The organism is Thermosipho atlanticus DSM 15807, from assembly GCF_900129985.1.
GTDB classification, from domain to species: Bacteria; Thermotogota; Thermotogae; order Thermotogales; family Fervidobacteriaceae; genus Thermosipho_A; species Thermosipho_A atlanticus.
In genome coordinates this window covers 14089-35723 of sequence record NZ_FQXN01000003.1, presented here as the reverse complement: position 1 = coordinate 35723, position 21635 = coordinate 14089, and the positions used below count along the sequence as shown (strand labels likewise).

Annotated in this window: 21 protein-coding genes, 1 tRNA gene, 1 other RNA gene and 1 riboswitch; of the genes, 9 read left to right on the top strand and 14 right to left on the bottom strand. The window is 31.0% G+C overall.

What is annotated here, in order from left to right; translation table 11 throughout:
* Position 1: 1 nt before the first annotated feature.
* Positions 2-2281 carry a DUF4350 domain-containing protein gene (locus tag BUB65_RS04195; RefSeq protein WP_073072593.1) on the bottom strand — a complete coding sequence of 760 codons (2280 nt, stop codon included), beginning with the start codon at positions 2279-2281 and terminating at the stop codon, positions 2-4.
* 89 nt (positions 2282-2370) lie between these two features.
* Here BUB65_RS04195 and BUB65_RS04190 point away from each other — a divergent pair, with 89 nt between their 5' ends.
* The 4 genes from BUB65_RS04190 to BUB65_RS04175 all read left to right on the top strand — a co-directional run bounded on the left by BUB65_RS04190 (position 2371) and on the right by BUB65_RS04175 (position 4855).
* Positions 2371-2640, top strand: a complete 270-nt coding sequence (locus tag BUB65_RS04190) for an acylphosphatase (protein WP_073072591.1) — start codon at positions 2371-2373, stop codon at positions 2638-2640.
* 19 nt (positions 2641-2659) lie between these two features.
* Positions 2660-3136, top strand: a complete 477-nt coding sequence (locus tag BUB65_RS04185; protein WP_073072589.1) for a metallophosphoesterase — start codon at positions 2660-2662, stop codon at positions 3134-3136.
* A gap of 9 nt (positions 3137-3145) precedes the next feature.
* Positions 3146-3793: a class II glutamine amidotransferase gene (locus BUB65_RS04180; protein WP_073072587.1), complete on the top strand. Its 648-nt coding sequence runs from the start codon at positions 3146-3148 to the stop codon at positions 3791-3793.
* Positions 3794-3928: 135 nt separating this feature from the next.
* Positions 3929-4855 carry a magnesium transporter CorA family protein gene (locus BUB65_RS04175; protein WP_073072585.1) on the top strand — a complete coding sequence of 309 codons (927 nt, stop codon included), beginning with the start codon at positions 3929-3931 and terminating at the stop codon, positions 4853-4855.
* A gap of 46 nt (positions 4856-4901) precedes the next feature.
* On the opposite strand, the gene ltaE is transcribed toward BUB65_RS04175, so the two are convergent.
* From ltaE to BUB65_RS04140, 7 genes are read right to left on the bottom strand one after another with little or no spacing between them, the layout of a single operon-like run.
* The gene (gene ltaE, locus BUB65_RS04170; protein ID WP_073072583.1) at positions 4902-5933 is read right to left on the bottom strand and encodes a low-specificity L-threonine aldolase; all 1032 of its coding nucleotides are present in this window, start codon (positions 5931-5933) and stop codon (positions 4902-4904) included.
* 11 nt (positions 5934-5944) lie between these two features.
* Positions 5945-6883, bottom strand: coding sequence for a radical SAM family protein (locus tag BUB65_RS04165; RefSeq protein WP_073072581.1), 939 nt, complete (start codon positions 6881-6883; stop codon positions 5945-5947).
* Between the two features lies 1 nt (position 6884).
* On the bottom strand, positions 6885-7670 hold the full coding sequence (locus BUB65_RS04160) for an NAD(P)/FAD-dependent oxidoreductase (RefSeq protein ID WP_073072579.1): 786 nt from the start codon (positions 7668-7670) through the stop codon (positions 6885-6887).
* Positions 7655-8221: a cysteine hydrolase family protein gene (locus tag BUB65_RS04155; RefSeq protein ID WP_073072576.1), complete on the bottom strand. Its 567-nt coding sequence runs from the start codon at positions 8219-8221 to the stop codon at positions 7655-7657. Before BUB65_RS04155 ends, BUB65_RS04160 begins: the two co-directional genes overlap by 16 nt.
* A gap of 1 nt (position 8222) precedes the next feature.
* Positions 8223-9122, bottom strand: a complete 900-nt coding sequence (locus tag BUB65_RS04150; RefSeq protein ID WP_073072573.1) for a LipS2 family lipoyl synthase — start codon at positions 9120-9122, stop codon at positions 8223-8225.
* A gap of 9 nt (positions 9123-9131) precedes the next feature.
* Complete coding sequence (gene recG, locus BUB65_RS04145; RefSeq protein WP_073072571.1) at positions 9132-11456, bottom strand: ATP-dependent DNA helicase RecG; 2325 nt, start codon at positions 11454-11456, stop codon at positions 9132-9134.
* Positions 11457-11460: 4 nt separating this feature from the next.
* A complete protein-coding gene (locus BUB65_RS04140; protein WP_073072569.1) occupies positions 11461-12144 on the bottom strand; it encodes an ABC transporter ATP-binding protein in 684 nt (227 codons plus the stop codon).
* A 60-nt stretch (positions 12145-12204) separates the two neighbouring features.
* Here BUB65_RS04140 and BUB65_RS04135 point away from each other — a divergent pair, with 60 nt between their 5' ends.
* From BUB65_RS04135 to BUB65_RS04115, 5 genes are all read left to right on the top strand, one after another.
* Positions 12205-12813 carry a thiamine diphosphokinase gene (locus BUB65_RS04135; RefSeq protein WP_073072566.1) on the top strand — a complete coding sequence of 203 codons (609 nt, stop codon included), beginning with the start codon at positions 12205-12207 and terminating at the stop codon, positions 12811-12813.
* Positions 12795-13871, top strand: coding sequence for a 1-deoxy-D-xylulose-5-phosphate reductoisomerase (locus tag BUB65_RS04130; protein WP_073072564.1), 1077 nt, complete (start codon positions 12795-12797; stop codon positions 13869-13871). Before BUB65_RS04135 ends, BUB65_RS04130 begins: the two co-directional genes overlap by 19 nt.
* A riboswitch (cobalamin riboswitch) is annotated at positions 13868-14057 on the top strand. (Overlaps the previous gene by 4 nt.)
* 61 nt (positions 14058-14118) lie before the next feature.
* Positions 14119-15000: an ABC transporter substrate-binding protein gene (locus tag BUB65_RS04125; RefSeq protein WP_073072986.1), complete on the top strand. Its 882-nt coding sequence runs from the start codon at positions 14119-14121 to the stop codon at positions 14998-15000.
* The gene (locus BUB65_RS04120; protein WP_073072562.1) at positions 15000-15989 is read left to right on the top strand and encodes a FecCD family ABC transporter permease; all 990 of its coding nucleotides are present in this window, start codon (positions 15000-15002) and stop codon (positions 15987-15989) included. Before BUB65_RS04125 ends, BUB65_RS04120 begins: the two co-directional genes overlap by 1 nt.
* Positions 15986-16795, top strand: coding sequence for an HAD-IIA family hydrolase (locus BUB65_RS04115; protein WP_073072559.1), 810 nt, complete (start codon positions 15986-15988; stop codon positions 16793-16795). The genes BUB65_RS04120 and BUB65_RS04115 overlap by 4 nt, the downstream gene beginning before the upstream one ends.
* A 31-nt stretch (positions 16796-16826) precedes the next feature.
* Here BUB65_RS04115 and ssrA read toward each other — a convergent pair.
* The 6 genes from ssrA to sufB all read right to left on the bottom strand — a co-directional run bounded on the left by ssrA (position 16827) and on the right by sufB (position 21634).
* Positions 16827-17188: a transfer-messenger RNA gene (gene ssrA, locus BUB65_RS04110) on the bottom strand.
* 65 nt (positions 17189-17253) lie between these two features.
* Positions 17254-17341: transfer RNA gene (locus tag BUB65_RS04105), tRNA-Leu, on the bottom strand.
* A 137-nt stretch (positions 17342-17478) separates the two neighbouring features.
* A complete protein-coding gene (gene sufU / locus BUB65_RS04100) occupies positions 17479-17883 on the bottom strand; it encodes a Fe-S cluster assembly sulfur transfer protein SufU (protein WP_073072557.1) in 405 nt (134 codons plus the stop codon).
* On the bottom strand, positions 17873-19120 hold the full coding sequence (locus BUB65_RS04095; protein WP_073072554.1) for a SufS family cysteine desulfurase: 1248 nt from the start codon (positions 19118-19120) through the stop codon (positions 17873-17875). Before BUB65_RS04095 ends, sufU begins: the two co-directional genes overlap by 11 nt.
* Positions 19095-20231, bottom strand: a complete 1137-nt coding sequence (locus tag BUB65_RS04090; RefSeq protein ID WP_073072552.1) for a SufD family Fe-S cluster assembly protein — start codon at positions 20229-20231, stop codon at positions 19095-19097. The genes BUB65_RS04095 and BUB65_RS04090 overlap by 26 nt, the downstream gene beginning before the upstream one ends.
* An 11-nt stretch (positions 20232-20242) precedes the next feature.
* Entirely contained in the window at positions 20243-21634 is a 1392-nt protein-coding gene (gene sufB / locus BUB65_RS04085; RefSeq protein ID WP_073072984.1) for a Fe-S cluster assembly protein SufB, read from the bottom strand.
* Between the last annotated feature and the right edge of the window lies 1 nt (position 21635).

The window sequence follows — 21635 nt, the reverse complement described above, 5'->3', positions numbered from 1 at the left end:
ATTAATTTAAAATAATTGTTTCAATAAATTTTTTGTTAAAATCAAAATCATAATCTGAGAATATTGACTTTCCAAGTACTATAACTTCACCTTTACCAACTCTTGCTTTGGCTGCTAAGACAACCGTTTTTACAGGAATCGCATCATTGTTTCCATCTCTGTCCTCATTTGTCGCTGTATCAGACTTTAATAAAATTTCGACCTTTTCATCATTAACAAGAATGGAACATGGACTATAAAATCTTAAACCATTTACCAACACTTTATAGTATGCGCCATAATTGTTAACTTTATCAACAACTTGATCATCATTAAACCTAACATTTAAACCTAAAAGTTTTAAAATTTTATTCATATCTTCGGTATTACCACCATCAGAATAATCACTCTTACTTGTAAGTATCAACTTCCCACCCTTATTTACAAAATTTACAATATTTTCCAGTTCCTCTTTAGAATAATTTTTACCATTCTGAATAATTAAAACCTCGCAATCCAAATCTTCTATCTTATTTATATACCTAACAGTTAGACCTTTTGAAACTAAAAATCGTTCCAATTTAGTTAATTTATCTCTGCTATAATCATTCAAATGTCCTATATCTATAAACACAGTTTCTATTTTCTTTTTTTCACTCACAGTCAAATTAAAATATTTTGCTATCTCTTCAATATTTACAATCTTTCCTTTAATCTTTTGTGTAAAAATTTTGAAGTATTCCTCATCACTACCAGGTATTAATACTATTTCTCCATCAAATTCTGCCAGTGCTTTAACCTCTTGAGGTAGTAAATCTTTTGAAAAGCTAAATCCACCTTCTTTTGGGGTGGGAATTATTACTATATCTACATTATCAAATTTATTTAACATCCTTTTTGAAAACAAAACTGTATATCCATTTTCCTCAAACACAGGAACCATAGCTTTTAGTCTATCTAAATAGTCATTTTCATGAAGAATATCAATTAAAACTACCTTGTTTGTTTTTTTACTAACGTTAAATTTATAAGATTGAACAACAACATCGTTAATTAAAAATTTTATTACATGTAGCCCTTCTGACAAATCGTTTATTTTCACATTGTATGCCTTTTTTTCATATGGTGAAAAAGAAATTCTTCTTTCCTCTATCAAAGAATTATTATCTAAAACTTTTAGAAGTACGTTAATATTATCAGCACTTACATTATAAACATCAAAAAACACTTTAACATTATCGCCACTGAACAAATTTAAAGGATTTTGTCTTAAATTGTTAACAAAAACCTTAGAATCAGCTTGGAACCATATCGGTGAAGTAATAATCTCATCTTCATCTTGTTGTTTAGCATAAATAAAATACCACTCAAAACCATCGGGAATTTCAACAGATATATCTGTTGAATATTTACTGACATTTGGTGAAAATTCAACAATTGTTCCACTTTGAGAAATTAATGCAAAATATGAAAGGATATCAGTATCCTCATATTCAAAATGAAGCATGGCTTTTTTTGGCACTTCATTAACTATATCTCCCATAATATAATTTTTATATGAAAACTCGATCTTCACATTATTATCTTCTGAACCAAAAGTATGTCTTTTCCACAGTGCATCCATAATATCTTCGTATGTTAATTCATTTGCTATGATTCCTGTTCTACCTTCATTTGCTCCCCCCCAATTTGGCTTATGATTATCTTGATTTACAGTAGCCCCTAAATGCCAACCTTTATTTAGGGCAACAAAATAATTACCAAACATTTCAGGACTTATAACATCACCTAATGCCCAATTCCCATTACCAACTTCTATCAAATTCATATACAAATCTGCTTCTGGAAAAAATTCAAAATCATTAAAAGTGCCAAATGTATTAATAGGATGATTAAACTGGCCCAGTTTTTTGTGTTCAATTAGCCAATTATATAAACCTTTTACTGAACCATCCATATTCCTTGAAAGCCAATCTAACGTTTCATATACGTTTATATGCCCCATTCCAGATGTCCATTCAAAACCTTGAAGCGCAACAAATTTCCCTGGAACTGTTGCATTTTTAGCAGCCAATTTAGTCAGGTAAGGTTTTTCTTTACCATTAACAAGTTGAGTAAAGTAATATGCATGATCAGTAATTGCCTGAACATCTACATAATTTTTAGCGTATGCATATGCATCTTCTGGATATAAACTTCCATCAGAATAGGAAGTATGAGCATGCAAATTTCCATAAAAAATGTTTGAAAATGCTGAAATAAAAACAAAGAATAAAACAAATATAAATAAAAATTTTTTCATGAAACTCCCTCCTAATGCAATTTTTGTTTTCGTGTTATATAATTATACTACACAAATACTTTATGATAAAATATATTTTGGTGATATTTATGATTTGGAAACAATTTAAAATATTTGGATTAGTACAAGGAGTAGGATTTAGATATTTCATAAAAAATATTGCAAAAAAACTGGGAATTGTCGGATATGTGAAAAATGAACTTGATGGTTCTGTTACAATAATTGCCGGTGGAAGCTCAAATCAATTAGAAATGTTTCGCGAATATATAGTCTCAGGCAATGGTTATAGTAATGTAGAAAAAATTGTCGAAGAAAATATCCCAAAACAAGATTTTGAAAGCTTTTATATCCAATTTTAAAATATCAGGGGGGACAACAATGTGGCTAATTTTAAGTGATTCCCATGATAATTTAATCAAAGCAAAAGAAATCGAAAAAATAATCAAACAATTTAAAATTGAAAAAATTTTTCACTGTGGTGACTTTGTAGCACCATTTATTTTACCCTACTTTTTAAAGGATAATATAGACTTTTATGGAGTATTTGGAAATAATGATGGTGAAAAAATTTTATTATCTAAAAAATCCAACGAAAATATTAAACCTGGTCCATATGAAATAAAATTAGGAAAATTCAAAATTCTAATAATGCATGAACCTTTTACATTAGAATCAGCAAAAAATAGTGAAATGTATGATTTTATATTTTTTGGTCATACTCATGAACTCGTTATTGAAAAATATAAGAATACTTTAATAATAAATCCAGGTGAAGCTTCTGGCTGGCTTACGGGAAAAGCAACAGTAGTAATTTTAGAACCTGTTAGTAAAAAATATCAAATTTTAAACTTATGAGGGAATAAAATGTGTAGAATGATTGGTTTTTCTTTTGAGGACGATACGTCGATAAATGAGTTATTTAAAATGCTTCAAGACATGGCCAAAAATGGAATTAAAAGTCCACATAAACATGGTTTTGGGATATATGCAGAAAACAAAAATAAAGAAATCTTATATCACAAATTCGAAGAACCAATCTACGAATTAAATGTAGACTTCCCAAAATTTAAACTCGGAATTATGCATGCAAGAAAGGCTTCACCGAATTTTCCAATTGGGTATTTGCAAATTCATCCATTTTTTGATGAATATGGAAACGCGTTTTGTCACAATGGAACAATATATACTACTCCCAGAAATAACATATTTAAAAGTGATAGTTATGATTACTTTTTAAAAATTAGAGATTTTAATAGCATCGAAAAACTAGCTAAAAAACTGAAAGATTTTATTAACACCAATGATTTTAGTGGCATTAATTTTTTGTTAATAAAAAAACATAAACTGTATGCTTTTTGTTATTTTAAAAGTGAACCTGAATATTACACTATGTGGTACTCTGACAACATAGTTTCGTCAGAGGCTTTAGGAACTCATTTCAAAAAAGTCAAAAAAGGTGAACTTTTAATTTTTGAAAACGGTAAATTAAGTTTTAAAGAATGTATTATATAAAAAAGTTATAAATGGTATAATTAAAAAAACTAATCTAGGAGGTGAAAAAAGGATGAGTAGTGAAAGTTATACTAGTAGTTATTCAGATGAACCTTTACCACGACCACCGTAAATTTAAAAAAAGGAGGTAAAATTATGGTAAAATTTTACACCACACAAGATAACAAGATAGTGGAAGTTGAAAAATTTGTTCCAAATTCACTAATTAGAGTTATTGATCCTTCCGCAGATGAGATTCACATGCTTTCTAGCCTTTTGCAGTTTGATCCAGATTTTATATATGACTCCCTAGATGATGATGAACGCGCACGTATCGAAATCGATGAAGATACAATTTTAGTAATCCTTAAAATCCCCAAAAAATTCAATGGTGATTCAAAAATTCCATATAGAACTGTCTCAATGGGTATCATCATTGGAAAAAATTATACAATTCTTTCGACCCGGGAACCTATTGACTTTATTGAACATATGATAGAAAAAAGTAAATTTGAAATAAATAAAAGAAGCAGGATGATCTTCCAACTTTTCTTATTAAATGCAAAGGTTTTTTTGGGTTATTTAAAAGAAGTTAATAAAACTATCAGTATAATCGAGGAAGAACTGCATAGATCAATGAAAAACAAAGAACTTGAAGAAATGATGTATCTTGAAAAAAGTCTTGTTTATTTCACTACTTCATTAAGATCAAACGAAATAATGATGGAAAAACTTCTTAGAGGTAATATTTTAAAAATATATGAAGAAGATCAAGACGTTCTTGAAGATGCTATCATTGAAAATAGGCAAGCAATAGAAGTTTCAAATATATATAGCGACATTTTAGCTGGTATGATGGATTCGTATGCATCAGTAATTTCAAACAATTTAAATATAGTTATGAAAATACTAACTGTGGTTACTATTTTGATGCAAATTCCAACTATTATTACAAGTTTTTATGGCATGAATGTTGCCCTCCCCTTACAAAATAATCCTTTCACTTATTTATATGTTATAATTTGGTCTATAAGTACTATAATGCTTACCCTTGCATGGTTTAAAAGAAAAAATTGGATGTAATAAAAAAGCTCCAGTCCACACATGCTGGAGCTTTTTTATATCAATGTTATTCCAAAGCCTCAAAAAATTCTTTCATAAGTTCAATCACTCTATCTATATCTTTCCTTTTTATCCAATAGTGAGTCACAAATCTAAAAATTCCATCCTCAGAAGGGTTTATTTTTATTCCATTCTTATATAAATAATCCAAAAACTTATTTTCATCAAATTTCTTATTTATTCTAAAAAATACCATATTTATATCTACTTGTTCGACAATGTTAATATATCCAAACTCCTCAAGCCTTTTTGCCAAATATTTTGCATTTTCATGATCCTCAACTAATCTAGATCTCATTTTCTCCAGAGCTACGATTCCAGCCGCCGCAATAATTCCAGCTTGTCTCAATCCTCCTCCCATAATCTTTCTTTTTTTCCTGGCATCTTGAATAAATTCTTTGGAACCTACTAACAACGAACCAATTGGAGCACAAAGACCTTTGGACAAACATACACTTACTGAATCAGCATATTTTGCTATCTCTTTTGGTTCAACACCCAAAGCAATTGATGCATTAAAAATTCTTGCTCCGTCAAGATGTATAGGTATGTTATAATCATCAGCAATTTTTCTAATTTTTTCAAAGTTTTCCAAAGGAATTGCTCTGCCATTTGAATGTGCATTTTCAAGACAAATTAATCCTGTTTTTGGAAAATGTATATCCTCTACTTTTCTAATCCTTTCCAATACTTTTTCAGGAGGTAAAACTCCTTTATCAGTCTCAATAGTTCTCAGTTGAACCCCTGCAATTACGGACGCTGCACCTGCTTCATGTTGAACAATATGAGTATCATCTCCTAAAATCACTTCATTTCCCCTCTCACAATGAGTAAATAACGCCAATTGATTTGCAAAAGTTCCACTCGGAACAAATATAGCATCTTCTTTTTCCAATATATCTGCAATCATTCTCTCTAATCTATTTACGGTTGGATCATCTCCATATACATCATCGCCAACGTCGGCATTATACATTGCTTTTCTCATTTCCTCTGTAGGCTTTGTCACTGTATCACTTCTCAAATCAATATAATCCACTTTTTCACCTCCTAATCATCGACATAAGTATATGCAAAATCTATTTTTTGAGTTTCCATCAAATGTTTCTTTATATACTGTCCACAATTGCTCCCAATTTGATTTTCTTGGAGTTCTCCTATGCTAATGATGACTGTAAAACCATAGTTTTTAAGTTTTTCAACAAATCGTTTGTGTTTCTTAGGCATATTTTGCCTAATATCAATATCCGAAGTTAATCCATTCCTAATCGCCGAGTAGGTTGGATTAACAGGAGTTATTTTTATTAAAAATTTATCTGGTGAAAATTTATCTTTTATAACACTTGCATCAACAACATTTTCCGTGGCTAATGCGAAATTTAAGGTAATTTTCCTATCACCATTTTTCACAAATTTTTCTCCATATTCAGATATTTTTTCGAAATTCCACTTTTTTATTGGAATAATTTTATCTCTTTGATTTTCATCAGTTGAATGAATTGAAAACTGCAGTTGAAATCTTCCTCTGTAATATTTTTCCTTTATTCCTAACAATTTTTCAAAAAAGCTATCAGCACCTTTTGGAGCAACTGTCGATATTGAAGGCATCAAACCAGGAGCATCTAGTATTTTTGGGAGATCATTTAATACATCCAAAACATTTTCATTTAAAGCTGGCTCTCCCATTCTAGCAAATTGAATTTTAAACTTTTTCACTGGAACTCTTCTTGAAAATCTATTTTCAACTAAAAATAAAATTTGCTCGATAATTTCATCTTTAGATAATTTTCCTTTATAATAACCTCCAGCATCACACATCAAACAACCAATTGGACAGCCATTTAAAGTTGAAACTATTAAAACCCACTTTTTTTCCCTTGGAATTGGCGGTTGCACAGATTCAACAAATTCTACTATATTTCCTTTCGAAGTTTTACCCAAATATACATACGCTATCTCATCTTTCCCATATTTTTTTAAAATTTCCACTTTAATACCTCCCCTGAATTATCTCCATAGCTGCCCTTATGCCATCACCTACTGCAATCGAAGCTTGTCTGTAATGCGGATGCGCAACATCTCCAACTAAAAATACTTTTTCCGTTTTCAATATTTCCAAATTTATTTTTCTCCCTATTGCAATTAACAAAGCATCGAATTTATATTCCCCTTTTGAAGTTTTAATAACAATATTGGCATTTGTATAATCAACACTTAAAATTGGCTCACTTGGATGATATGGTATTTTCAGAGCATTCGCAATATTAATCAACCTCTTCAAAGCCCTTATCTTATTACTTCTATTAAATATATGAACATCTATTCCTTTTAATTTTGAACTTATTGCTTCATCAAATGCCACATCACCTGCGCCATAAATTGCTAATTTTTTTACATTTTGTGGTAAATCACGAAGTTCATAATAAGTCCTTTCTGTCTCAAATGCTTCTATTCTTTTTGGTTCAGTTCCTATAGCAACTACAATATATTCAAAATGGTAAATTTTATCTTTTGTTTTTACAAAATTACTTCTAATTTCAATAACTTCATCGTAAATCACATCAATTTCATATAATTTTACATATCTTTTCATTAAACTTACAATCTCACTTCCAGAAGATGGTTTAATTAGAGGAATGTTTTCCACCCTCCAAGCATTATTCAATAAACCGCCAAGTTCCTTTTTTTCAAAAATTATTACATCAATTCCATATCTTTTTAAAAAAACTGCTGTAGCTATCCCCCCAGGTCCACCTCCAACTACTCCAACGCGCATAGTACTTCCTCCGTTTTTGAAATTATAGCAAATCCATGCGCAAGAGACTTTAAAGAGTTAAAATGATAAAATTCATCTTTATCCCACAAAGCATCTTCTATCATAATCACATTAAATCCCCTCACAAATGCACTTCTTGCAGTTGTCTCACAACAAAGATGTGTCATTACTCCGGTGATTAAAAGATCAGTTACTTTGTTATTTTTTAAGTATTCCTCTAATTTTGTTTTAAAAAAAGCGTCGTAGGTGTCTTTTGTTATAAATAGGCATCTTCTATCATTAAAATAAGGTTTAGTCCATCTTTCAGAAATAACATTATTCCACCAATTTTTCATCGTATTCGAACCACCAAAATGAATAGTACAAATTACTGGAAAATTCCTTTTTAAAAATTCATCTTTTAATTTAATTAAATTCGGAAATATATTCTCAATACCATTTAAATATGCTTTACTATCAGGAGAAAAAAAATAGTTCTGTACATCAACAATCAATAGTGCAGGAGTATCTAAACTTAAATTATGCTTTACCCTTTCCTTGTAGAAAAACATATTAACCCTCCAAAATTTTTTTAGCCTCAACTTCAAGCTTTTTTGAATAAACAAATTGATTAAAAGGTTCTTCACCAGGTTTTTCATTGTAATATGGTCTAGTACAAAAACTACACCCAGATGTCAAAAATGCTTTCCCAACACCTTCAAAATATCCTACTTCAATTTCCTTTAACATCCCTTGATTATCAAAAATAAATTTTTCTGGTTCTATGTTTTTTTCAAAAATCAAAAATCTTGCAAGTTGTATTCTTCTATATCTTCCTCTTGATGGAGGAGGAAATTTTTCAAGTTTAGTTCCTTTAATCGGTGTAAAAGCAAAAAGTGCTACATTTACATTAAGCTTTTTTGTGTAATAAAAAAAATTAATTAGTTCCTTATCCGTTTCTCCCAAACCTACAATCACATGAGTTGTAATCTTTCCTGGAAATTTTGAGGAGCTTTTTTCAATTAATTCCAAAACTTTATCATAATTCCCTCCTCTAATCATTTTAAAAAGTTTTCGATTCACAATATCTACAGCTAATCCTACGCTATCAACACCTATATCAAAGTACATCTTTACTTCATCAAAAGTTAAAGCCCTAACTGAAACAGAAACTTTGTGATTTTTTAAATGTCTTAAAACTTCAATTAAATCTTCCTTATAACCTGGGTAACTTACTACTTGAATACACACTCTCTTTGCATTTGAAAGCTTCTTTAAATCTTCCATTCTAATTTCTTTCCAAATAATTCTCGAAAGAAACTTATTGTGAGCTACTGAAGATCTCGCATGACTACAAAAATGGCAATCAAACACACATTTTCCATCCAACATAAAATATGCTGTATCCATTCTTATCTTACTTTTAGTCAAACCAAGTAATCCTAATGTTCCATATGAAGCTCTTAAAATCAATTTACCACCTCATCCGATTTCTAATAACTTTAATTTCTCTTTATATATTTCTTTTACTTTATTTAATAAATATTCATAATCTTGGGCATTTTCTATTATATGCTTAGCATCTTCACGTGCAATCGCCATAATTTCAGCATCATTTACTATGTCTGCAATTTTAAATTCTGGAAGTCCGTGTTGTTTTACGCCAAGAAATTCTCCCGGCCCCCTCAACTTAAGATCATACTCTGATATTTTAAAACCATCATTCGTTGAAGCAAAGAATTCCAATCTTTCCCAAGTTTCTCTTGAAACATCACCTACTGTTAGATAACAATACGATTGTTTTGAACCCCTTCCAACTCTTCCTCTAAGCTGATGTAATTGGGCAAGCCCAAATCTCTCTGCATTTTCAATTACTATGACTGTTGCGTTTGGAACATCTATACCAACTTCAATTACTGTCGTTGAAACAAGAATCTTTAACTCACCTTTTGAAAATTTGTACATTATATCATCTTTCTCAGAATCACTCAACTTGCCATGAATTAACCCTATTGGTATATCTTTGAAATAATTGTTTGACAAGGATTCATACATTGTAGTAGCAGCTTTAACTGTTAACTTATCTGAATCATCAACCAAAGGATAAACAATGTATGCCTGGCCACCATTTTCAATTTCGCTCCTTACAAATTTATAAACTTCTTCAATTCTTGATTGATGAACCAAAAACGTTTTAACAGGCTTTCTACCTTGTGGCATTTCATCAATAATCGAAACATCCAAATCACCATATATAGCTAGAGAAAGAGTCCTTGGAATTGGAGTTGCTGTCATTACTAAAGTATCAACAACCTTTCCTTTACTTATTAATTCTTTTCTCTGTTCAACTCCAAATCTATGTTGTTCATCTATTATTACCAATCCCAAATTTCTAAAGTAAACATCTTCTTGAATTAAAGCATGAGTACCTATTACAATATCAAGGTCACCACTTTTTAAAGCATTTTTTATTCTACTTTTCTCAGAAGTAGAAGTTGCACCTATTAAAAGTGCTATTTTAATCCCAAATTTAGCTAAATCGTTATACATTTTTTTATAATGTTGAATAGCTAAAATTGAAGTCGGAGCCATAACCGCAGCCTGAAAACCAGCTTCATAATTATCTAATAAAGTTAATTCAGAAACAATTGTCTTACCCGAGCCTACGTCACCTTGAAGCAATCTGTTCATTGGTTTTTCTGATTTTAAATCATCTTTAATTTCCTCATACACTCTTTTTTGTGCATTTGTCAATGTAAAAGGAAGTTCGGAAATAAGTTGCTGAGAAAATCTTCCGGTAAATCTTTTCGATATACCACCTATTTGTTCTGTCTTCTTTCTTGAATATAAAAATGCAAGCTGCAAATACAAAATTTCTTCGTACGCCAACCTAAACCTCGATTTTTTTCGATGAAACAAACTTTTTGGAAAATGCATACCCGTATATGCTTCATATATATCCAATAATTCCCTTTTGGATTTCAAATCGTCAGGTAAAACATCTTCGTAATTGTACACATGGTGCAAATTATCCTTTATCAGTCCCCTTAACACATTCTGATTAAGTCCTTCCGTTAACGAATATATAGGAAATATTTCTCTTACATTATCTTTTAAGATTTCTATTTCAGGATTTTGGATCTCAAGTGCTCCGTAAAAGCCTCTTTTCACTGTTCCAAAAACATAAACTTCTTTTCTCAAAAAAGTCTTCAAAATATTTTCCATATAATCTTGATTAAACCACTTTAAAAGAAGTTGATAAATGCCATCTGAAAGTACAGCGCTTATAATTGTTAAATTTCCACGTTTTGTTTTTTCAATACTTGTTAACTTTCCTTTTGTTACTACTTTATCTTCTTCTTTTAAAAGAGAGAGAGGTATTAATTTCCTTCTATCTTCATAATCTCTTGGAAAAAATTGAAGTAAATCCTCTAATGTTTCTATACCTAGTTTTTTTAATTTTTGTGATCTTTTCGGCCCAACACCTTTAATATATTTTATTGGAGTATCTAGCGGCTTTAAATTTCCAATTTTTTCTACTTTATATACTAAATGTGCTAATTTAAATCTTTTTATCATTCCTGGAATATATTTCATCCTCTTCATAATTCTCTTTTCTGGTAATTTCCTCATATCAATAATATAATTGTAAAAATCCTGAAGTTTACTTCTAACTTCAGGATCATTCAACAAAGGATCATCTAATCTTTTAAAATTGTCTTCAACAAACTCGATAAGAGCATTGTAGTCATTTAAAAAATGAGAAACTTCATCGATAAAATCTTCGATAAGTAAAGGTATGTACATTAATTCACCCCGATTTTTGGCCACTTATAATTAATCCACTGTCCATTTTTATTATTCTATGTGCTTTTTGAGCCACGTTTGGATCATGAGTCACAATTACAAATGTAGTTCCAAGCTCTCTATTCATTTCCAAAATTATATTCATTATCTCTTCACTATTTTTCGTATCCAGAGCTCCAGTTGGTTCATCCGCCCATACAATTTTTGGATTATTTATTAACGCCCTTGCAATAGCTACTCTTTGTTGCTCACCACCTGACATTTCGTTTGGATAAGCTTTTGCTCTATGACCTATATGAAGTCTTTCAAGCCACTCGTATGCCTTTTTTCTTATTTTATTTACAGGAAATTTTTTAGATATCAAAAGTGGAATTTCGACATTTTCAACAGCAGTTAAAACGGGAATAAGGTTAAAAAATTGAAAGATAAATCCCATATTTTCGGCCCTGAATTTCGTTTTTTCTTCTTCACTCATATTATTCAAATTTTTACCCAAAACAAAAATTTCTCCATCTGTGGGAGTATCAAGTCCTGAAAGACAATTTAAAAGGGTGGTCTTTCCACAACCTGATGGCCCTAAAATTGCTAATATTTCACCTTCATCTACTTCCAATGAAACTCCTTTTAGTGCTTCAAATGGATCCTTTTTTCCATATATTTTCCTTATTTTCACAGCTCTAACTATCATTTTACCAACTCCATGATATAATCTAATTGTATTATATCATGTTATATGGGGGTAAAAAAGTTGAAAGCTTCTATTGTATTAAATGGTGCTTCTAAAGAATTAAATATTTTAAATTCTGATCTTATAATCGCAGTTGATGGTGGAGCAAATCTTCTGAAAGATAAAGGTATATTACCTCATGTGATTATTGGTGATTTAGATTCGATAGATAAGAAAACTTTAGACTATTTTAAAACTAAAAATATTAAAATTTTAAAGTTTCCAGTTGAAAAAGATGAAATTGACTGCGAATTAGCAATTAAGTATGCTATTGACATTGGAGCAGATGAAATTGAAATCCTAAATTTCGATGGTGAAAGATTAGATATGATTCTTGCACTATTTGGATTAATGAAAAAATATAAACACAAAATTGTTGCCCGTTCTAAAAAAGTTGATATTGGAGTTCTAAGAAATTGTTCTGAAATAATAGTCGAAAAAAATGAAGTATGGTCATTTATAGCTCTTTGTAAAGCAAAAATTTCTTTAGACGGATTTAAATACAAATTTAATGGATATATGGATATAACTAACCCCATAGGAGTAAGTAACGTAACTATATCAAAAAAAATAAAAATAAATGTTTCGGATGGTGAGGTGATTTATTTTAGATGGAAAAAAAATCCATAGTAATTTTAGGAGCAACCGGTTCAATTGGAACACAAACTTTAGAAGTAATACGTAACTTGGATGATTTTTACATTGGTGGCATTGTATTTGGAAAAAATATTAATCTCGCAAGAGCTTTAATAAAGGAATATAAAATAGAAAACTATTTTTCTCCGTTCTTTCCAAATTATAAGTTTTCCTCATTAGATGAATTTTTAGAAAAAACCAAACCAGATATAGTTGTTTCAGCAATACCAGGATTCGATGGAATGATTGCAACACTGAAATCTATTAAATATACGAAAAGATTAGCACTTGCAACCAAAGAATCCCTTGTATGTGCCGGTCCTTTTGTGAAAAAGGAATGCAAAAATTACAATACAGAATTGATTCCTATTGACAGTGAGCACTCGGCAATATTCCAATTATATGATAATTTTGTTGAGAAAATCATAATAACCGCTTCTGGAGGAGCTGTAAGAGATAAAAAAATTAGTAAACTAGAAAAGTTATCACCAAAAGATATATTAAAACATCCTGTTTGGAACATGGGAAAGAGAATTACAGTAGATTCTTCAACAATGGTAAATAAAGCCTTCGAAGTTATTGAAGCATACGAATTATTTGGAACTAAAAATATTGACGTATATATTCATCCAACAGGAACAGTTCATGGAGCTGTTTTATTAAAAGATGGCACAATCAAAATACATTTTGGTTATCCTGACATGAAAATACCAATTGCCTATTCTTTAACACATCCTGAAAGAAAATATTCAAATCCAAATTGGCCAAAATTTGACAACAAAAATTTTATCTTTCAGGAAGTTGATAAAGAAAAATATCCCGCTTTTTTCTATGGAAAATCAATAATGGAAAACTTAGCAAAAAGAATAGCATTTAACGCTGCTGACGAAATTGCAGTCGAAAGATTTTTAAAAGATGAAATAAAATTCACAAAAATTTCTGAAATTATCATCGAAACATGCGAAAAAATAGATGGAAAAGTTAATTCAATTGAAGATATAATTGAAATTGATAAATTAGCAAGGGACTTTGCAAGTAATTATAAGGTATGATATAATCTTTTAAAAAGTAAATATACTCCACCTTTTCACAAGAGGGAAGCCGGTGAAAATCCGGCACGGGGACGCCACCGTAACCGGGGACGAAACCTGCATTGTTGCCACTGGGCTTTGCCTGGGAAGGCGCAGGGAGTAGGATGATCCGGAAGTCGGGATACCTTTTGTGAAAAGGACGGAAACCACCTTTACGGTCCCTAAAGGTGGGCGTTTTTCTTTAAAAAAAACTTTTGGAGGTGAAACTATGAAAAAGTTATTTGTTTTATTTGGGTTACTTATGTTAATTTTAAACATTTTTGCCTTAACGATTGTAGATGATGCAGGGAGATTAGTCACAATCAATAAAGTACCACAGAGGGTTGTTTCAGCTGCCCCAAATGCCACAAAATTTTTAATCTCTCTTGGTGTTGAAAACACAATTGTCGGTGTAACTGATTGGGATAGTTTTGAATCTGAAAAAATCGGAAATTTAGTACCACTCAATATCGAAAAAATCTTATCACTCAATCCTGATTTGGTAATTACTTTTGGTGGTTTCCAGTTACCCGAAGTTGAAAAATTAGAAAAGTTTGGTTTAAAAGTTTTAGTATTAAATCCTCTTACTTTAAATGATATTGCTAAAGACATCTCTTTATTGGGGGCAATATTTGATAAAATGCCTGAAGCAAAAGAATTATCAAAAAAAATACAAGAAAAAATTGTAGAATTTGGTGTAAAAAGTTCAAAAATCCCACTTGAAGACAGACCAACTGTATTTTTCACTATAACCACTCCAAATGATGAAGCAAAAGAATTATGGACAGCTGGAACTGGATCGTATATAAATGAATTGATTACAATAGCTGGTGGTGTAAACATCACTGCCCCATACACTGGCAATAATGGATGGTTACCAATAAATTGGGAATTTTTAATCTTTAACGATCCAGATGTAATAATAATTGCTACATATGGAGATCCTGAACAAACATTAAAAATAATTAAAAGTAGTAAAATTTTCGGAACATTAAAAGCTGTAAAAAATGGTAAAATCTTAATTGTTGATGGAAATGAGATTAGCCAAATCTCACCAGATATTATAAAATATCTCGAGATTTTCTACGACTTCTTTTATGGAGGTAACTAATGTTCCAAAAATGGATTTTTAAATACGGAAGAATAATCATTCCTATTCTTTTTGTTTTTTCAATAATACTTAATCTGTCATTTGGTAGTGTAAAAATATCGATTAGTGAAATATTCAAATCTATAACAGTTAACAACCAAATCCATTTTTTAATTTGGAAACTCCGTTTTCCTAGAATTTTAATGGGAATAATTACAGGAGCTGGTTTAGCAACAGTTGGAGCAATTTTTCAGACAATCATGAAAAATCCGCTAGTTGATCCTTACTTAATCGGAACTTCTGCTGGAGCTGGATTTGGTGCAGTCTTAGCAATATATATCGCAACTTCATTTAATAAACTTTTTAGTATAACTTTATTTGCTTTCCTATTTTCATTTCTTGCTTCTTTTCTTACAGTTCTTTTGGCAAAAAGAAAAGGAATTATACCAATAACACATTTAATTTTATCTGGTGTACTTATTAGTACCATTTTTTCCTCTGCAACCATACTTTTAATAAATTTTTCTAGAAGAAATATTACAAATGCATATGTCTGGCTATTTGGAAGTTTATCTGGCATTACGTTTAATGATCTATTAATTCCTTCTATTTCTGTCCTTTCTTTTCTTCTTTTTTCACTATTAAAATCTCGAGAACTTGATACAATAGCATTGGGTGAAGATGAAGCAAAATTATTGGGTGTAGAAGTAGAAAGAGAAAAATGGATTTTTTACCTATTTGGTGCATTTGTTATTTCAACAATAGTTTCAAAAACTGGTATAATTGGTTTTGTAGGTCTTATAATACCTCATGCCGCGAGAATATTAACAGGCAGTAATCATAGATACAGCATCTTGGGTAGTTTTCTACTTGGAGGCATTTTTTTGTCTTTTTCAGATACTATTGCTAGAACAGTAGTATCACCTATCGAAATACCTATTGGAGTAATCACCTCTTTTGTAGGTGCACCTTTAATGTTTATATTATTAAAAAGAGGTGTCACAAAATGATATTTCTAACAGATAATTCAAGAAAAAAGATAAAAAACGTAAAATTATTCATTGTAGATATCGATGGAACATTCTCGTTAAGTGGAAAGCCTTTGCTTGGTTCTGAAAAATTTGCAACAGCCGTTAAAAATGCAAATAAACACTATGTTTTTTTGACCAACAACTCCAATAAGTCTATCGAAGAATATATTAAAGAATTTGAAAAACATAATATTCAAATCTCCCAGAATCAAATTTTTACTGCCGGAATTGAGACGGCAGAGTATATTCTTAAAAAATTTGGAAAAAAGAAGATATATGTAATAGGAACAAAAGCCATCAAAGATATTTTTACAAAATTTGGACATAAAATTGTCGAAGATGAGGAACCAGACATTGTCGTTGTAACTTTTGATAAAGAACTAACATACGAAAAACTTGCAAAAGCATCTATCTTTGTATCAAAAGGAAAATTGTTTGTTTTAACTAACCCAGATCTAAATTGTCCTACAAAAGAAGGACCAATTCCAGATACAGGAGCAATTGCTTCAGTTATTACAAAAACTACTCATAGAAAACCTGATATCATATTTGGAAAACCCGATCCATTAATTTTAGAAATGATAATTGAAAAATTCAAAGTAAAAAAAGAAGAAACGTGTGTTATTGGAGATAGGTTATATACAGACATATTATTAGGTATAAGAGCTGAAGTAATGACAATTCTAGTACTAACAGGTGAAGCAAAAAGAAAAGATGTTGAAAAATCAAACATAAAACCTGACATTATAGCAAATGATTTAGGAGAAATATCAAAATATATTTAAAAAATGGGAGCAAATGCTCCCATTTTTTCTCTGGTGGAGGCGGCGGGAATCGAACCCGCGTCCGAAAGTAGGTACCTCCGAGCTTCTCCGAGCGCAGTCTGTGTTTTAACTTTCGGATTTGAAGCGCCCACAGACAGGCTCTTCAAATCCTATCCTTCCTCAGATTTCACAACTTTGGGCGGAAGGAAAACCCAAAGTTGCTAGGCTGGTTATGTCACGCCCTATCTAGAACCCCAGCCAAGTTCTAGTAGGACGGCAGCTTTTTAATTAAGCTGCAAGAGCAAGTTCTTCGTTGGCACTTATCTTTTCCCTGGACTTTTGATAACAGGGAGTCCAGGCAACCCCGGCTCGCTTCTCGGAGACACCTACCCCCGTCGAAACCAGTTCGCCCCCGTATATATTAGACTAAAAATCTTGTTTCAACGTTCTCAAAAAAAATGGTCCCTACCTGGGACCTTTGGTGCCGAGGGCGGGACTTGAACCCGCACGGGCTATATGCCCACATGGCCCTCAACCATGCGTGTCTGCCAATTCCACCACCTCGGCATCAATTATAATTATACCATATTTCGGAAGTTCCGTCAACGGTCTATTTTACACATTTTACGCAGCAATTTAATTATACCATCCATACAAAATATTTCAATATCTTTTTCAATACTCAATAAAAAAACTTTATTTACCTATTTGGATTTATTTAACAAAAGCTCTAATGTTTTCCAAGAAAGGAGGAAACATTTTATTCTCATTGGATAATTTTTTATATCTGAAAATTCTGAAATCAGACCAAGTTTTTCCTTATCATATTTTTCGCCTTTTGCCATAGCTAAAACATGTTTTTTTATGACCTCAATTTCTTCTAAAGTTTTACCCACAATATTCTCAATCATCAAGTTTGCTGAAGCTTGACTAATTGCACATCCTATTCCTTCAAATTTTGCATCTACAACTTTGTTTCCCTCAATTTTTAAATATAAAATTATTTCATCGCCACAGGACAAATTCTTACCTTCTTGAACTATTGCATCATCAAGTTTTCCTTTATATTTTTGAAGCTTTGAATAATCCATTATAAGTTCATTGTACATCAAACCACTCCTTAATCTTTTTTAAACCTTCAACGAATATTTCAATATCTTCTTTTGTATTGTAGATATAAAAACTTGCTCTACAGGTTCCATTAGGGAATAATGAAAGTTTGCTTTCATTTTTTAACACTGTCATAAGAGGTTGCGCACAATGATGACCACTTCTCACAGCTACTCCAAAGTGTTCATCCAGCAAATGTGCTACATCATGTGGATGAATACCTTCAAGATTAAAACTAATTATTCCTAAATGTCTTTGATCTGTTGGACCATAAATTTCGATACCATTTAGTTGTTTCAATCTCTCCAAAGCATAATTTGTTAAGTCATAAATATGTTTTTTTATTTTTCCAAAATCTAAATTTTCTAAATATTTTATAGCTTCACCAAAACCTACTATTCCAGCAATATTTGGAGTTCCAGCTTCAAACTTGTATGGCAATTCATTAAAACTTACATCTTCAAAACCTACTTTATCTATCATCTCACCACCGTACATAAACGGTTCCATTTCTTCTAAAAATTTTCTTTTACCAAATAATACTCCTACTCCAGAAGGCCCCAACATTTTATGGGCTGAAAAAGCCAAAAAATCTATATCTAAATCTTTAACATCAATCTTATCATGTGGAATCAACTGCGCTCCATCAACTATAAAAATGGATTTTGGAAATAAATTTCTAACCATTTTTAAATTAACTACTTGACCAGTTACATTGGAATGACCAGTGACGCTAACTATTTTTGGACTAGAATTTTTATATTTCAAGAAATCTTTTTCTTCCAACGTACCAAATCTTCCACTAGGCATAATAAACTCTACTTTAAAACCATGTAACTTTGACAATCTTACCCAAGGCACAAAATTTGCATGATGTTCCACTGCGGTAACCAATACAGTATCATCTTTTCTTAAATAGCCACACCGTAACATACTTTCAACAATCGTATTCAAAGACATTGTAGTACCACTGGTAAAAATTATTTCTTCAGGATTTACATTCAAAAAAGACGCAATAATATTTCTAGCTTTCTCAACTCTTTCTGTTGATTCAGAAGACAAAGTATGCACAGCCCTATAAACATTAGAATAATGATTTAAATAAAAATCATGTATTTCATCAATTACCTGTCTTGGTTTTAAGCTACTTGCTGCACTATCCAAATAAACTATTCTATGTCCATTAACTTTTCTAGAAAGCACGGGAAAATCATTTTGTATATTTGTCAAGAACACCCTTGATCAACCCCTCAATGTTAAAATTAGATAATTCAATTATTAATGATTCAAAAATACCGTTAATTATGTACTTTTTAGCTTCCTCTTCAGAAAAACCTCTCGACATCAAATAAAAGATCGATTCACTATCAATCGGTGCTGAACTTGCAGCATGAGATGCAACAATTTCATTCTCGTCAACAAGTAAACTAGGAATTGCTTCCATTGTTGAATCTTTAGACAATAAAACACACTTTTCTTCCTCTTGTGCTTCAACATTTTTTGCTCCTCTTTTAATATCTAGTATACCACGAAATATTATTTTTGCTTTTCCAGATAATGCTCCTTCTGCTTTTACTTTACCTATATTTTCTTGACCTACAAATCTTAAAAGATACAACAAATCAAAAATTGCGTTTCCATCTCCAAGAAAGTAAGGCTTTATATCTATATTAGCTCCCCTACCATTCATTTTCATTCCTAAATAATTTGCCAATTTTCCTTTACCTGCAAAAAAATCTCTTACCTTTACTTTTGCATTATTTTCAGTCCAAATAAACAAATTACTGTTTCCAAACGAATTTTCCTCAGTTAAGTATAAATTATAAAGATTCAAATCTGCACCATCTTTCACAAGAATTCTTACAGTATTATTACTAAAACTTCTATTTCTTATAATTCTTACAAGTGTTAAAGAATCTGAAATCTCGTAGAAATCATTCGTTATTTCATCTGAATACTCACTAATATGCACTTCAGAACTATTTATTTCGTAAAATTTTCCCTTAGAAGAAAACACATCAGAAAGAAGTACATACTTTCTATGACTTCCTTCAAAATCATATTCCAAAATAGTTCGAAGTTGTTTCTCAGTTAACGATTCAAAGTAATTTTCATATTTATAATTTGGCAATTGTATATTATCAATTTTCATTCTTTTCCATATAGGAAAACCATACTTTATATATTCTCCATATTTTTCCACCAAATATTTTTTAGCATAACTATTTTTTAACGATTCAAGTGCATTAATAAAGGTTTTTTCATCATAATCACCATCGAAAACTTCTTTAGGTGGTGTCAATATTGCTTTCTCATGTTCTAAAATAAGTTCAAGATTTTTTTCCATTATATTCCACCTCACCCTATTGATGATTCTATTTCCATTTCAATAAGCCTATTTAACTCTACAGCGTATTCAAATGGTAGGCTCTTCACTATCGGTTCAATAAATCCTTTTACTATAAGACTTTTTGCTTCAGCTTCAGTTAGCCCTCGAGACATCAAGTAAAAAATCTGATCATCTTTTATTCTTCCAATTCTCGCTTCGTGCCCAATATCAGAATTACTGTTATATACCTCTATAATTGGTACTGTATCACTTTTCGACTTATTATCTAACATCAAAGCAGAACATTGAACATGAGATTTACTTTTTTCGGCATCCTTTCCTATTCTAAGTAATCCTCTATAAAATGCCCAACCACCACCAACACTTATACTTCTTGCATCAATTGTGGAACTTGTATATGGAGCCAAATGCACGACTTTTGAACCCGTGTCCATATGTTGGCCAGGTCCAGCATATGTTATTCCTAAACTCTCTGATTTTGCTCCTTTACCTTTTAATATAGTCATGGGATATAACATTGTTTTCATACTGCCAAGTGAACCTGAAACCCAAGACATAACTCCATTTTCTTCAATTATTGCTCTTTTAGTATTCAAATTGTAAGTATTCTTACTCCAATTTTGAATGGTCATATATTTAACTTTTGCATCTTTTTTTACATAAATTTCAACCATTCCAGTGTGAAGGTTGATTACATTATACCTTGGTGCTGAACAACCTTCTATAAACGTCACCTCTGAACCTTCGTCTGCAACAATAATTGTATGTTCGAGTTGACTCATTCCAGGATTACTCATCAAAAAATACGCTTGAAGTGGCAAAGGAACTTTCACACCCTTTGGAACATACAAAAATGTTCCACCACTCCATATTGCCCCATGCAAAGCTGCAAATTTATGATCATGTGGTGGAACCAGCTTCATAAAATATTCTTTTACTAGATCTGGATACTCTTTTACTGCCGTTTCCATATCCAAAAAAATAATTCCAAGTTTTTGAAGTTCTGTTTTTATATTTTGATATACGATTTCCGAATCGAATTGAGCTCCTACTCCTGCAAAATACTTTCTTTCAGCCTCAGGAATCCCCAGCTTATCAAACGCATTTTTTATTTCCTCAGGAACTTCCTCCCAAGTAGCTGTTTTCTTGGCCTTAGGTTTAATGTAAGGAATTATCTTATTTAAGTCAAGTTCTGAAATATCTACCCCAAACCTTGGATCATGCCAAGTTTGAAAAATTTTCAATGATTTTATTCTTAATTCTTTCATCCATTCTGGTTCATTTTTTACATCAGAAATTTCTTCTATAACTTCTTTTGTTAACCCCGGTAAAGTTTTATATTCAATTTCAATATCAGCAATATAATTAAATTTATCATCATTAAACTCTAAATTATTCATT